General features: G+C 42.4%; 14 protein-coding genes and 1 other annotated feature. All 14 genes read right to left on the reverse strand.

Annotated elements, in window-relative coordinates:
- Window positions 1–42 precede the first annotated feature (42 nt).
- A complete protein-coding gene (locus ACH0BF_RS08455) occupies window positions 43–954 on the reverse strand; it encodes an RluA family pseudouridine synthase (protein WP_340854760.1) in 912 nt (303 codons plus the stop codon).
- Window positions 947–1,438 (reverse strand): signal peptidase II, encoded by a 492-nt coding sequence (gene lspA, locus ACH0BF_RS08460; protein ID WP_120038175.1) that lies wholly within the window; start codon window positions 1,436–1,438, stop codon window positions 947–949. Before lspA ends, ACH0BF_RS08455 begins: the two co-directional genes overlap by 8 nt.
- A gap of 140 nt (window positions 1,439–1,578) precedes the next feature.
- Complete coding sequence (gene ileS / locus ACH0BF_RS08465; RefSeq protein ID WP_340854761.1) at window positions 1,579–4,350, reverse strand: isoleucine--tRNA ligase; 2,772 nt, start codon at window positions 4,348–4,350, stop codon at window positions 1,579–1,581.
- Window positions 4,351–4,410: 60 nt separating this feature from the next.
- Window positions 4,411–4,630 (reverse strand) — a binding site (T-box leader).
- Window positions 4,631–4,685: 55 nt separating this feature from the next.
- The gene (locus ACH0BF_RS08470) at window positions 4,686–5,195 is read right to left on the reverse strand and encodes a DivIVA domain-containing protein (protein ID WP_120037112.1); all 510 of its coding nucleotides are present in this window, start codon (window positions 5,193–5,195) and stop codon (window positions 4,686–4,688) included.
- Window positions 5,196–5,301: 106 nt separating this feature from the next.
- Window positions 5,302–6,078, reverse strand: a complete 777-nt coding sequence (locus tag ACH0BF_RS08475) for a YlmH family RNA-binding protein (protein ID WP_340854764.1) — start codon at window positions 6,076–6,078, stop codon at window positions 5,302–5,304.
- A 75-nt stretch (window positions 6,079–6,153) separates the two neighbouring features.
- Window positions 6,154–6,417, reverse strand: a complete 264-nt coding sequence (locus ACH0BF_RS08480) for a YggT family protein (RefSeq protein ID WP_340854765.1) — start codon at window positions 6,415–6,417, stop codon at window positions 6,154–6,156.
- A gap of 5 nt (window positions 6,418–6,422) precedes the next feature.
- Window positions 6,423–6,860 carry a cell division protein SepF gene (locus tag ACH0BF_RS08485; protein ID WP_120037110.1) on the reverse strand — a complete coding sequence of 146 codons (438 nt, stop codon included), beginning with the start codon at window positions 6,858–6,860 and terminating at the stop codon, window positions 6,423–6,425.
- A 17-nt stretch (window positions 6,861–6,877) separates the two neighbouring features.
- The gene (locus tag ACH0BF_RS08490; protein ID WP_340854766.1) at window positions 6,878–7,549 is read right to left on the reverse strand and encodes a YggS family pyridoxal phosphate-dependent enzyme; all 672 of its coding nucleotides are present in this window, start codon (window positions 7,547–7,549) and stop codon (window positions 6,878–6,880) included.
- Complete coding sequence (gene pgeF / locus ACH0BF_RS08495; RefSeq protein WP_340854767.1) at window positions 7,546–8,379, reverse strand: peptidoglycan editing factor PgeF; 834 nt, start codon at window positions 8,377–8,379, stop codon at window positions 7,546–7,548. The genes ACH0BF_RS08490 and pgeF overlap by 4 nt, the downstream gene beginning before the upstream one ends.
- A 67-nt stretch (window positions 8,380–8,446) precedes the next feature.
- Entirely contained in the window at window positions 8,447–8,719 is a 273-nt protein-coding gene (locus tag ACH0BF_RS08500; RefSeq protein ID WP_120037104.1) for a YlmC/YmxH family sporulation protein, read from the reverse strand.
- Window positions 8,720–8,822: 103 nt separating this feature from the next.
- Complete coding sequence (gene sigG, locus ACH0BF_RS08505; RefSeq protein WP_041099837.1) at window positions 8,823–9,599, reverse strand: RNA polymerase sporulation sigma factor SigG; 777 nt, start codon at window positions 9,597–9,599, stop codon at window positions 8,823–8,825.
- Window positions 9,600–10,025: 426 nt separating this feature from the next.
- Window positions 10,026–10,745 (reverse strand): RNA polymerase sporulation sigma factor SigE, encoded by a 720-nt coding sequence (gene sigE / locus ACH0BF_RS08510; protein WP_041099835.1) that lies wholly within the window; start codon window positions 10,743–10,745, stop codon window positions 10,026–10,028.
- Between the two features lie 38 nt (window positions 10,746–10,783).
- Window positions 10,784–11,710 carry a sigma-E processing peptidase SpoIIGA gene (gene spoIIGA / locus ACH0BF_RS08515; RefSeq protein WP_340854771.1) on the reverse strand — a complete coding sequence of 309 codons (927 nt, stop codon included), beginning with the start codon at window positions 11,708–11,710 and terminating at the stop codon, window positions 10,784–10,786.
- A 247-nt stretch (window positions 11,711–11,957) separates the two neighbouring features.
- Window positions 11,958–13,115, reverse strand: a complete 1,158-nt coding sequence (gene ftsZ, locus ACH0BF_RS08520; RefSeq protein ID WP_120037102.1) for a cell division protein FtsZ — start codon at window positions 13,113–13,115, stop codon at window positions 11,958–11,960.
- Window positions 13,116–13,149 lie beyond the last annotated feature (34 nt).

Consider the following 13,149-nt stretch of genomic DNA (forward strand, 5'->3'; position numbering starts at 1 on the left):
CTTATTCAACTGTTCTAAGCTTACTGCTTCTTTTAGTGATTGTCAATTGTTTTGGGACAATAATTTCAAAAGCCGCTGAAATTCTTCGGGAAGCGGTGCCTCAAACTCCATATATTCACCCGTGCGCGGATGAACAAAACCGAGCACACCTGCGTGCAGTGCCTGGCCATCGATATTAAGCGTCTTCTTCGGTCCATATTTAGGATCACCAGCAAGCGGGTAGCCAATATATTTCATATGCACCCTGATTTGATGAGTACGGCCTGTCTCAAGCACACATTCAACGAACGTAAAGTCTTTGAACCGCTCCAGCACATGGAAATGCGTAACAGCATGCTTGCCACCGTTAACGACGGCCATGCTTTGCCTGTCCTTTGTGTCACGGCCAATTGGCGCATCAATTGTCCCATGGTCATGAGGTATAACTCCATGAACAATGGCTTGATATTTTCGAGTGACCGACTTATCTACAAGCTGCTGAACAAGCTTTTCGTGTGCCATATCATTTTTGGCGACCATCAATAAACCGGATGTATCTTTATCAATCCGATGAACAATTCCCGGACGCATAACACCATTAATTCCCGACAGATCCTTACAATGAGCCATCAACCCGTTAACAAGCGTACCCGACAAATGCCCAGGAGCCGGGTGGACGACCATTCCACGCGGTTTATTGACAACTAATACATCCTCATCTTCATAGTAAACGTCCAGATTTAAATCCTCAGCTTCAATATCGAGCGGCTCAGGGTCAGGGATTTCAATGAGCAATTCATCTCCCGTCAAACATTTGTAATTTGATTTGACAGGTTTGCCGTTTACTTTTATTAATCCTGCTTTAATCCAGTCCTGCACCTGGGTACGTGACCACTCTTCATTAATGCCCGCGGCTACTTTGTCTATCCTTACATTCTCTTCCTCTTCACGGACAATATATTCTATGCTATCCATTCAACTTCCTCTTTTCTTTCTTGTCCTCAATAAATACGGCGATGAGCAGCAAAATCACACCGATTGTCAGCGCTGCGTCAGCAATATTAAATATTGGGAAATCATAGTTGAAAATATACGTGTTCACAAAATCAACAACTTCTTTACGGAATACACGATCAATAAAATTTCCAATCGCTCCTCCAAGCAAAAAAGCCAGAGCACTCTTCATGAGCGGTTTGTTTTTTGCCTCTGTCTGCATATAATAAACAATTCCTGCCACCACAGCAACCGTAATGACATAGAACAGCCAAAACTGCCCTTCCAACATCCCCCAGGCAGCTCCCCGGTTACGATGGGAAGTAATATAAAAGAAATTTTTAATAATTTCTACGCTTTCACCGATTTCCATACCCTTTACAACCAACCACTTTGTCCACTGATCAAGCAAAATTACTAGCAATGCTAATAAATAGTACAAGGAAACTCCTCCATTCTTGCCCATCTTTTTCGATCCATTAAAAAAGCTGCCCTGCAAGCAACAGGCGTTTCCGATAATTACCCGTAAGGCATAATTTATCAGAACCGACACTTGCAGGACAACCTCCCATTTAAGCCGATATTACCGACTTTCCTTTATCCATCTTACTTTACTTCTGAATAATGCTCTGAAACAACTTCCGCACACCGTGGACAGAGTGTCGGATGCTTCGAATCCTCTCCTACTTCAGTAGAAACGATCCAGCAGCGCTCACACGTTTCTCCTTCTGCTTTTTCAACCACAACCGCTACATGATCAAAATGAAGGGCATTTTCAGGGGCTTCGGCTTTTGTTCCTTCCCGTTCAAAACCAGAAACGATTAACAGTTGTTTCACATCTTCCTGGATAGAGTCAAGCAGGGCACCTGCTTCATTATCCGTATAAACGGTGACTTTCGCCGTTAATGATTTTCCAATCACTTTTTCATTTCGTGCTGCTTCAAGTGCTTTTAAAATATCATCGCGCAGATTCATAAACTTAGTCCATTTATCTGTTAGTTCTGCTGCGCCGGTTAATTCTTTCCACTCAGGCATATCTGTCAGCTGGACGCTTTCTTCCGATACTCCTGGTACATGTGCCCAAACTTCATCAGCCGTATGCGATAGAATTGGCGATAAAAGCTTCGTTAAGGCAAGCAATGTTTCATAAAGAACCGTTTGAATCGCACGACGATCTTTATGGCTTTCCGGTTCAATATATAAAATATCTTTAGCAAAATCAAGATAGAACGCACTCAAGTCGACTGTGCAGAAATTATTAACCGCATGATAAATGGCCGCAAACTCATAGTTTTCATAATGATGATGAATTTCTTTAATTAGACCATTCAGTTTTACGAGCATGAATTGATCCACTTCTCGTAGATTTTCGTACGTGACTGTGTCACGAGCTGGTTCAAAATCAGCCAAGTTACCAAGCAAGAAACGGAATGTATTACGGATCTTCCGGTAAACTTCTGCTACTTGCTTCAAAATCGCATCGGATACACGAACGTCTGCCTGAAAATCCACTGATGCTACCCACAAGCGTAAAATATCAGCTCCGAGCTGCTTCATTACTTTGGAAGGGACAACAACATTTCCTAGTGACTTACTCATTTTGCGGCCTTCACCATCAAGCGCAAAACCATGGCTGAGCACCCCTTTGTAAGGAGCCTTGCCAGTAACAGCTACCGCTGTTGTTAATGATGAGTTAAACCAGCCGCGATATTGGTCTGATCCTTCAAGATAGAGATCAGCCGGACGCTGCAAATCTTCGCGCTCTTCAAGTACAGCCTGATGAGAAGAGCCTGAATCAAACCACACATCCATAATATCCGTTTCTTTTGTGAACTGGCCGTTCGGGCTGCCTGGATGCGTAAAGCCTTCTGGAAGCAAGTCCTTTGCTTCTCTTTCAAACCAAACATTTGAACCATGCTCGCGGAACAATTCAGATACATGAGCAATTGTTTCGTCTGTGATAATTGGCTCGTTATTTTCAGCATAGAAAACCGGGATCGGCACTCCCCATGCACGCTGACGAGAAATACACCAGTCTCCGCGGTCACGCACCATATTGAATAGGCGTGTTTCTCCCCATGCAGGTACCCACTTTGTTTCTTTTACTGCTTTAAGAAGTTCGTCGCGGAATTTGTCAATCGATGCAAACCACTGTGCTGTGGCTCGGAAAATAACCGGTTTTTTCGTCCGCCAATCATGTGGATAAGAATGCGTAAAGAACTCTAGTTTTAAAAGAGCACCGGCCTCTTCTAGTTTTTCGGTAATCGGTTTGTTTGCCTCGTCGTAGAATAGACCAGCAAAGCCTGTTGCTTCTTCTGTCATAACCCCACGATCATTAACCGGGCAAAGAACGTCCAGCCCATATTTTTTACCGATGATAAAGTCATCTTCCCCATGGCCTGGTGCTGTATGTACACAGCCTGTTCCCGCATCTGTCGTTACGTGTTCTCCAAGCATCACGAGAGAATCCCTTCCGTATAGTGGATGCTTCGCTACGATATATTCTAGCTCTGCTCCTTTTACTGTTTTCGCTACTTGATAGGATTCCCAACCTACTTTAGAAGCTACTTCTTCCACTAAATCTTCCACTACGACGTATCGTTCTCCGTCCGCTTCGATCACTGCATACGTTAACTCAGGATGAACGGAAATTCCGAGGTTGGCAGGAATCGTCCACGGTGTTGTCGTCCAAATAACAATTTTTGTACCTTCCTCCAACACGCCTTTTCCGTCTTTCACATCGAAAGCAACATAAATAGATGGAGAACGCTTATCTTTATATTCAATTTCAGCTTCAGCAAGAGCAGACTCACTGGATGGAGACCAATATACAGGTCGCAATCCTTTATAAATATATCCTTTCTTCGCCATCTCACCGAATACTTTAATTTGCTGTGCTTCATATTCTGGCTTTAACGTAATATAAGGGTTGTCCCAGTCTCCGCGTACGCCTAAATGCTTAAATTGTTCTTTCTGGTTAGCTATTTGTTCATAGGCATACTCTTCACATAGCTTACGGAATTCCGCGATTGTCATTTCTTTCCGTTTTACCCCTTTGTTTGTCAGCGCCTGCTCAATCGGCAGTCCATGCGTATCCCAACCAGGCACATATGGTGCCTGAAAGCCGCTCATTGATTTATAACGGACAATAAAGTCCTTCAAAATCTTATTAAGCGCATGTCCCATATGAATATCACCATTCGCATATGGAGGGCCATCATGCAGGATAAACATCGGCCGCCCTTTCGTCCGCTCTTGAACCTTTTTATAAATATCCATTTCTTCCCATTTTTTCTGCATATCCGGTTCACGCTTTGGCAAATTGCCGCGCATTGGGAATTCTGTCTTTGGCATTAATAACGTATCTTTATACTCCATTCATAGCTCCTCCTTTTTTTACAGCTGTGGCTTTAAACAAAAAAACCTTCTCATCCCTAAAAAAGGGACGAGAAGGTTTCCCGCGGTGCCACCCTGCTTAACACAAAAATGTGTTCACTCAAGCATTCGTATCGTGAATGACTCGCTCTTCCCTACTTGATCCGTCGTTCGAAAAGAGCGCTCCAGGGTGATTTTCCATTTTTCGCTTATATCAGGCTCACACCGTTCCCCGACTCGCTTAAAAAATTGAAAAATGTACTCTCCCTATCATCGCATGTATGTTATTCGCTTTTCTAATGTTTCAATTATAAAAATTGTCTAGCGGTTCGTCAAGCTTACAATTTTTCTTCACTTAGTTTCTCAAGTTCATCATTATCTACTTCAAACTCCATTAGTGCATCCCAATCATCATTATTAAGCAAATCAAGCTGCGCTTCCATTAACATCTTGAAGCGTGTGCGAAACACCTTCGATTGTTTTTTCAGCTCTTCGATTTCGATAGCAATCTTTCTCGCTTTTGCCAGCGACTCATTTACAATGCGGTCTGCATTCTTTTCCGCTTCCCGAATAAGAAGCTTGGCTTCTTTGTGAGCATTTCTTTTAACTTCCTCTGCTGTTTCCTGGGCAATAACAATAGATTTATTTAGTGTTTCCTCGATATTCGAAAAATATCCAAGTCTTTCGCTTTGGCTATTAAGCTGCTCTTCTAGCTCTTTTTTTTCTCGGATAATTAATTCGTAATCTTTAATAATTTGATTCAAAAAATTATTTACTTCATCTTCATCATATCCGCGAAACCCTCTGCTGAACTCCTTATTATGTATATCTAACGGCGTTAAAGGCATAAGCCCACCTCCATTGCAAATCTCTCATTCACATTTTTTTGTCCACTGCTTAATATTATAAAGGTTTTTCAACAGTTTGTGGTAAAATTCCTCTAATTTTGAGAATTTATTTTACCATTCCGAGTATAATTCGCCACTTTTCTTTCTTTGTTTTTCCTTCAATGGCTAACAGCTTGGCTCGCCCTGCTCCTCTGACAGAAAATACATCTCCTTCTGTACATTCAAAAGCCGGATTCTCTTGCTGCTTCCAATTTACTTTTACAAGTCCTCCTCTGATAGCAAGTTGTATTTTGTGTCTTGACTGCTTTGTAAAAGCGGATAAAATTGCATCGAGACGCAACGAACTAACAGTCGTGCTCATTTCCTTCCAGCTCTCCTCTTGCACCACAGCTTCCTCATAGCTTCTTCTATCCAGTGCAATAGCTGTTTTTCCAACCTGGCTAAAATTCAGCTCAATATAATGGCTGACTTCTTCTGCAGCTAAAAATTGAATCCTTCTTCCATCAGTTAGGATATCGCCAAACTTCCCACGGCGCAACCCAAGTCCCATTAAACTGCCAAGCACTTGAGGATGGGTAATAGAGACAAATTTATCAGGATATTTAATTTCATATAGAACAACATCAAAGTCCTTCTCTTGGGGGGTAAAATAGCCGGGACAAATATAAGCTCTTTTCCTCTCCGATTGATCCGTTCCTCCGAAGAAGAAAGCAGCCGTGTCATCATGCCCTCCAACAATCGACTGAACGATTTCCTGTTCTCTCGGATCAAGGAAGTCTGTCAGCTTTGGCGCGTACATTTCAGCCGCTTCTCTCTTCCATTCAAGCACCTGGTCAATAAATTCTCTTTCCTCCGGGCGGAAATGCTGATAAATGGATGACATAGTCTGCTCTCCTTCCATAATAAATAAAAAGCAAAAAAGGAAGCCATCGCTTCCCCTTGCAATCCAATCAAGTTATCAAATTACCCAAATGGCAAGCTGATGCAATCCTCTCACTGCCAGGTTTAACACTAAGAAAGCAACAAGTGGCGAAATATCAATCATGCCAAGCGGGGGAACAATCTTCCGAAAAGGTTCTAAATACGGCTCGCAAATTCTGGCAAGGAAGCGTCCAATGGATGTTTCGCGGGCATTCGGAAACCAAGACATTAAAATATAGATAATAAGAGCCCATGAATAGAGCTCAATCAGTCTAACGAGCAAATCGACTACGATTAACATATTGCTTATGACCACCCCGTATTATTAGTATCGTCTTCTGTTATAAACTGTGTAATGTTGCCATCCACCTCCACATTATCCGGCGTACAAAGGAAGATTTTCTGGCCAAGCTGTTGAATGTCTCCACCGACTGCATAAACCGTTCCGCTTAAAAAGTCAATGATCCGCTTTGCCTGATCATGCTGGATGCGCTGCAAATTAACGATGACAGCCCGTCTGCTTTTCAAATGATCGGCAATTTCTTGTGCTTCCGCAAATACCCGCGGCTCACTGAGAATCACTTTGGAGGACTTTTGCACACTTTGCAGGCTTACTACATTTTTCTTTGCGGATTTTGGGCTCTTTGCTGTTCTTTCCTCTTCATCAGACTCAGTTTCTTCCACTAGCTGATAGTCATCCTCATCTAACAGAAAGAAAGCTTTAAACTTCGATTTGATTCCCATTACTCCACCTCCTGGGCTTATTCACCAACAAGTGCCGTTCCAATTCTCACCATTGTTGCGCCTTCTTCGATGGCAATTTGATAATCATTGCTCATTCCCATTGATAGCTCCGTGCATGGGGCATAAGGCAGCTGCTTATTTTGAATTTCCTCCTGAAGCTGTTTTAACTGTTTGAAGCAAGTTCTCAGCACCTTCTCATCATCTGTTAACGGCGCCATCGTCATTAGTCCGCACAGGACAATTTTCTCGTAATTGGCAAGCTGTTCTACAAATGTAATTACTTCTGCAGGCGACAATCCATGCTTTGACTCTTCTCCTGATACATTCACCTGAATGAAACAATTAATCGGCTTTTCCGCCCGTTTATTAATTTCCTTAGCTAGCGAAAGACGATCGAGTGAATGTATGTATGACACTTTATCAATGATATTTTTAACTTTTCTGGACTGCAAGCTGCCAATGAAGTGCCATATAGGCTCTCCTTTTAACTTGTCCCACTTTTCCAGCAACCCTTCATCACGGTTTTCACCGAGATGAACGAGTCCGGCCTCGAGTGCTTCCTGCGCTCTCTCCACCGATACATACTTAGTTACAGCAATCACTTTTACTTCATCTGTTTGTCTGCCCACTCTTTCGCAGGCTTCTTGAATTCGCAGCTGTACACCCTGCAACTTTTCTGCTACTTTCACGTTGAAACTCCTTCCTTCCATCCAATGAACCCTAGCATTCTTCCTGTTTTTCCTTTATCGCGGCGATGCGAAAAAAACTCTGCACCACAGCTTGTACATTGCATCGTTGATCGAATATTTTCCGGAGGAACTCCAGCTTTCATTAAAATCAGCTTATTCAGCTCTTGTAATGAAAGATAGAACTGTCCCGCTTCCCCAGCGACCGGTGAAAACGGCAGAGGATAACAATCGTCCAGCCACTGGCGCGCCTTATCGATCACCCTGCTGTCCACTTTATAGCAACTCTGGCAAATCGACGGACCGATCACCGCTTCTATCTCCCCCGGCTTAATTCCATCTCTCTTCCACTGTTCTACCATGCTGGCTCCAATGCCAAGCACGGTTCCTTTCCAGCCCGCATGAGCCGTTCCCACTCTTTTATGCTTTCTAGATAAAAAGTAAAGAGGGACACAGTCAGCAAAAACAAGCGTTAACAGGATGCCCTTTTCCTCCGTGTAAAAACCATCTGTATCCGAAAAGCCTGACTCATAATCGAGGGCACCTTTTCCGCTGTCTGCTCCGGTTACGCAAGCAATACGGTTTCCATGTGTCTGGCAGGCGCCAATCCATGACTCTGCTGATAAACCTAGAAGCCGGCCAACCTTCACTCGGTTGGCTCTTACATCTTCCGGGCGGTCATTCACATGAAAACCGGTATTCAAACTGGCAAAATCCCCGGTGCTCACGCCGCCTGCTTTGGTAGAAAAACCTGCGACGAGGCCGGGTACTGCCTCGTGCCAATCTTTAATTATATAAAAGCTGTCATGCGCAGAAACAAAGGGTTCCGTCATTTTTCTACTCCCGAGCATTTTCTTTTAGTGTAACATAATCAAACAGGAAACGTCACTGAAAAACAAATTATTCCTCTCTTGATCCGCCCTCTGCAGATAATGAGTTCCCAGAATAACGGACAAGAATAACATCTTCTCCAATCTTAACAATCTGTGACCAAGGAATAACAATTTCTTCTTCTTTTCCAAAAAGCCCAAATATTTTTCCGGAACTACTAATGACAATAGAGTCGATCGTTCCCGCTGTTAAATTCAAATGAATATCAGAAATGTTTCCAAGTTTCTTGCCGTTGGCTACATTGACAATATCTTTCAGCTGAAAATCAGATATTCTTCCCAATGCCTTGCCCCCTTTAATGCTTAGTTGCCGATATATTACTATATGCAGAAACAAAAAAATAAGACTCTTAGGCGGCCGCCCTGGAAGAGTCTTATTTCAACTTTTAATTAATATTTTTATTCATTTGTTTAATAGCTGCTTTTTCAAGCCTGGATACTTGAGCTTGCGAAATACCAATTTCTTCAGCAACTTCCATTTGTGTCTTTCCTTGAAAAAATCGTTTACGGATAATCATTTTCTCTCGATCATTCAGCCTTTTCAATCCTTCTTTTAAAGCGATCTCCTCGATCCATTGCGTATCTTTATGACTATCATCACTTAATTGATCCATAACAAAAATCGGATCACCGCCATCATTATAAATTGGCTCAAATAAAGAAACCGGATCTTGAATCGCATCGAGGGCGAATACAATTTCTTCCTTCGGTACATCAAGCTCCCTGCTGATCTCTTCAGCCGTCGGCTCCTTTGATGTTTCAGCAATCAACCTCTCCCTCACCTGCAGGGCTTTATAGGCAATATCCCGCAGCGAACGAGAAACTCTGATTGGATTGTTGTCACGCAAATATCGCCGAATTTCGCCGATAATCATAGGCACAGCATATGTAGAAAAACGGACATTATGGCTTAAGTCAAAATTATCAATCGATTTCATTAGTCCAATACAGCCGACTTGAAATAAGTCATCTACATATTCACCGCGATTATTAAACCGTTGAATTACGCTTAACACGAGCCGCAAATTTCCATTTACAAGCTTTTCCCGTGCACTCAGTTCTCCTCCCTGAAGACGACGGAATAAATCTCGCATCTCTTCATTTTTTAACACGGGAAGCTTCGAAGTATCCACACCGCATATCTCCACTTTATTACGCGCCATTATGAAATTTCCCTCCTCGCAGGAACTGCTGTACAACCAACAGTATCTCCCCACAAAAAGAAAACTATGCATAAAAGAAATGCGGAAGACGCTCGTTCTGCGCGATAGCGGATTGGGGCTCTCGACGAGGAGTTGCTTTCCAAACTCCGACTGAGAGAGCGAAATCCGTGTACGCGCAAGCGCCTGCAGCTGGACAAAGAAAAGCAGAAGCGGCTCAGTCAGAAGCAGGAGGAGCACTACACTAAATAAATAACGATGTTGATTCGTAAACAAACTCTAACTTTAAAGAGCCCCTGTTCCAGCTTATAAGTATAATTTGAAATATGCACACAGTTACTTTCGTTCATAAATAATAAAAATTCCCCATTTTGTCTGCTTTCTGTTAGGCGCTTAGCCATTCATTTGCAAATGGGGAATACGAGTCAGTCAAACCATTTTATTAAATTCTTTTTGCAGCCGCTGAATAATTCTTTTTTCTAGTCTGGAAATATAAGATTGCGAAATTCCTAATAAATCCGCCACATCTTTCTGTGTTTTTTCCTCTTCTCCTTTTAGGCCGAAGCGCAGCTCCATGATTTGTTTTTCTCTATCAGACAGATGTTCCATCGCTTTAAATAAAAGACTTCTGTCTACTCCTGCTTCAATGTCTCTTGTGATGATATCGTCATCTGTGCCAAGAACATCCGAAAGCAACAATTCATTCCCATCCCAGTCGACATTCAACGGTTCATCGAATGATACCTCTGAACGAATTTTATTGTTGCGACGCAAGTACATTAAAATTTCATTTTCAATACATCTGGATGCATACGTGGCTAGTTTAATTTTCTTTTCCGGGTTAAACGTATTCACCGCTTTAATTAAACCAATCGTGCCGATACTAATTAAGTCTTCAATATTGATGCCCGTGTTTTCGAACTTTCTTGCAATGTAGACAACAAGCCGCAGGTTTCTTTCAATCAGCAGCGCTCTGGCTGCCTGATCGCCTTTCGGCAACTTGATAAGCAGTTTTTCCTCTTCGTCCCGTGATAAAGGTGGGGGAAGCGCCTCACTTCCGCCAATATAATAAATTTCATCCGTTTTCAGCTTCAATTTAATAAGCAGCTTGTACCAATAATAAGTGATTTTTAATCGCAAACTCCTCATAAAGCAACCTCCTCATTAATAAGAATAAATATCGCAAGTTATGATACTTCTTCATAAGACAAAGACAAGGCCATTTTGGGGTGCAGAATACATGAAAACTGATTGTCAGATGATAAACTCATAGATGTAAAAGAAACAAGCGCTTTTGACACGACTGCTTTTTTCTGACCATTGCTAATCTCTACATAATCGGGTTTAAAAGCTGGTAGTAGCTGATGGGCCTTTCCGACAGACTTAGCTGGAATTAATCTCATTTTATCAAGCCATTCTCCTGGCAAATATTCATCCTGGAAAAGCAAAATTTCTGGCTGATCTGCGGCTTTAATCACTTCTTTAGGCAACTGTTCCTCTAAACCAGTAATAGAAACCAACATAACAGGCGCTTTAGAAAGAGGGTCGTGTAATTGGTTCCCTGTATCAACAAGTCCCTTTAAAAGAAATTCTGCGCCGTTAATCATGATCTTTACATCAAGCAGTTGATCATGCTGAAGTTTTGCTGTCTCGAAATCGTCTGCCCGGCTCCTGGCAAAATAGAAAGCAATTGGCAAACCGAACATGACAAATACCCAGCTGATAGGGTCTCCAAATCCCTTTAATCCCGCCAGAAAAAATTCCGACTCCATCTGCATATCAAATTGAATAAAATAATGGGCCCCCAACAGCATGCCCCCGGTTAAAAATGTAGAGAAATAAAAAGCCATTAAATTAACAAAAAAGTATTTCCATCGCCGATAGCCAAATACGGCTAACACCATCGCTACTGATAAAGAGAGTTTTGCAAATGGGTGTCCTGCAATTCCTGCAAAGGGTGTAACCATCAACAAAATACTAATGGAACCGATCCCTCCTCCAATTAGGAGGCGATACCATTTTACAGATCTTTTCAGAAAGATAGCCGTCATCCACAATAACAAGCTGTCCGCAAGTAGATTCAATAGCCATAGCGCGTCTAAATATAAAACCACACGTACCCTATCCTCCTTTTAGGTTCACTTGCATTTAATAAGAGTATTTATTAAAAGTATATCGGGCAATAAAAAAGAAGTGTGTCACAATATAGAAGGGAAATGAAACAATTTTTAAAGGAAAATTCCGGTTTTTGTCAGATTAGAGAGAGGAAAGAATTGCGCTTTAAGAACAGATGTTCTATAATAAAAAAAGATAAAGGCTGTCCCAATGGAACAGCCTTTATCTTTGTCGCTTACCTGTTTATTAGCGGCGTCTATTTCTATTTCTAAGGAATGTCGGTATGTCTAAGGTCTCTTCAGCTGGCTGAGACGGCTGTCTTGATGGCATCTCTTGTTGTGGAGGTGCCTCTTCTTGTCTCAGTTCGCGCTTCGGTGGAGAAACAGGTGCTTGAACAGACTGCTTCATTTGGCCAAAACCAGCTCGTGGCTGCTTCGGCTGCTGTAAATCCGACTCTTTAAAGCCAGTCGCAATAACAGTTACAACAATTTCGTCTTTTAAATTTTCATTAATCACGGAACCGAAAATCATATTTACTTCCTGGTCTGAAGCAGAAGCGACAATATCAGCGGCTTCCTGTACTTCATAAAGGCTTAAATTCGTTCCACCTGTGATATTCATGATTACACCTTGCGCTCCATCGATAGATGTCTCAAGCAATGGGCTCGAAATCGCCTTTTTCGCGGCTTCCGCTGCACGGTTTTCGCCGGAAGCAATCCCGATTCCCATAAGGGCGGATCCTTTATTGGACATAATTGTTTTTACATCGGCAAAATCCAGGTTAATTAAACCAGGAGTAGCGATCAAATCCGATATCCCTTGAACCCCTTGGCGTAAAACATTATCCGCTTCTCGGAATGCTTCAAGCATTGGTGTGCTTTTGTCAACGATCTCTAGCAATCGGTCGTTCGGAATAACAATTAACGTATCGACCGATGCTTTCATTGCTTCAATACCACTAGCTGCTTGTGTGGCCCGTTTGCGTCCTTCAAATGTAAACGGACGGGTCACAACGCCAACCGTTAACGCACCAAGATCTTTAGAAATCTGGGCAATAACCGGAGCGGCCCCCGTACCTGTTCCACCGCCCATTCCGGCTGTAACAAATACCATATCGGCTCCACGCAACGCTTCCTCAATTTGTTCTTTGCTTTCTTCTGCTGCTTTCTTTCCTACTTCCGGATTTGCACCTGCACCTAGTCCACGTGTAAGCTTTGAACCGATCTGCATTTTCACTTCAGCTTTTGATAGATTAAGTGCTTGGGCATCGGTATTAACCGCAATAAATTCAACCCCTTGCACCCCGTGTTCAATCATACGGTTAACAGCATTGTTTCCGCCGCCGCCTACGCCAATAACTTTTATAGTCGCTAATGAATCTAAATTAGTATCAAACTCCAACATGACAAATCCTCCTAATTCGTCGTTATTTCTCTAC

This window comes from Pseudobacillus sp. 179-B 2D1 NHS, assembly GCF_045370945.1.
In the GTDB taxonomy this organism is placed as follows: Bacteria; Bacillota; Bacilli; order Bacillales; family Domibacillaceae; genus Pseudobacillus.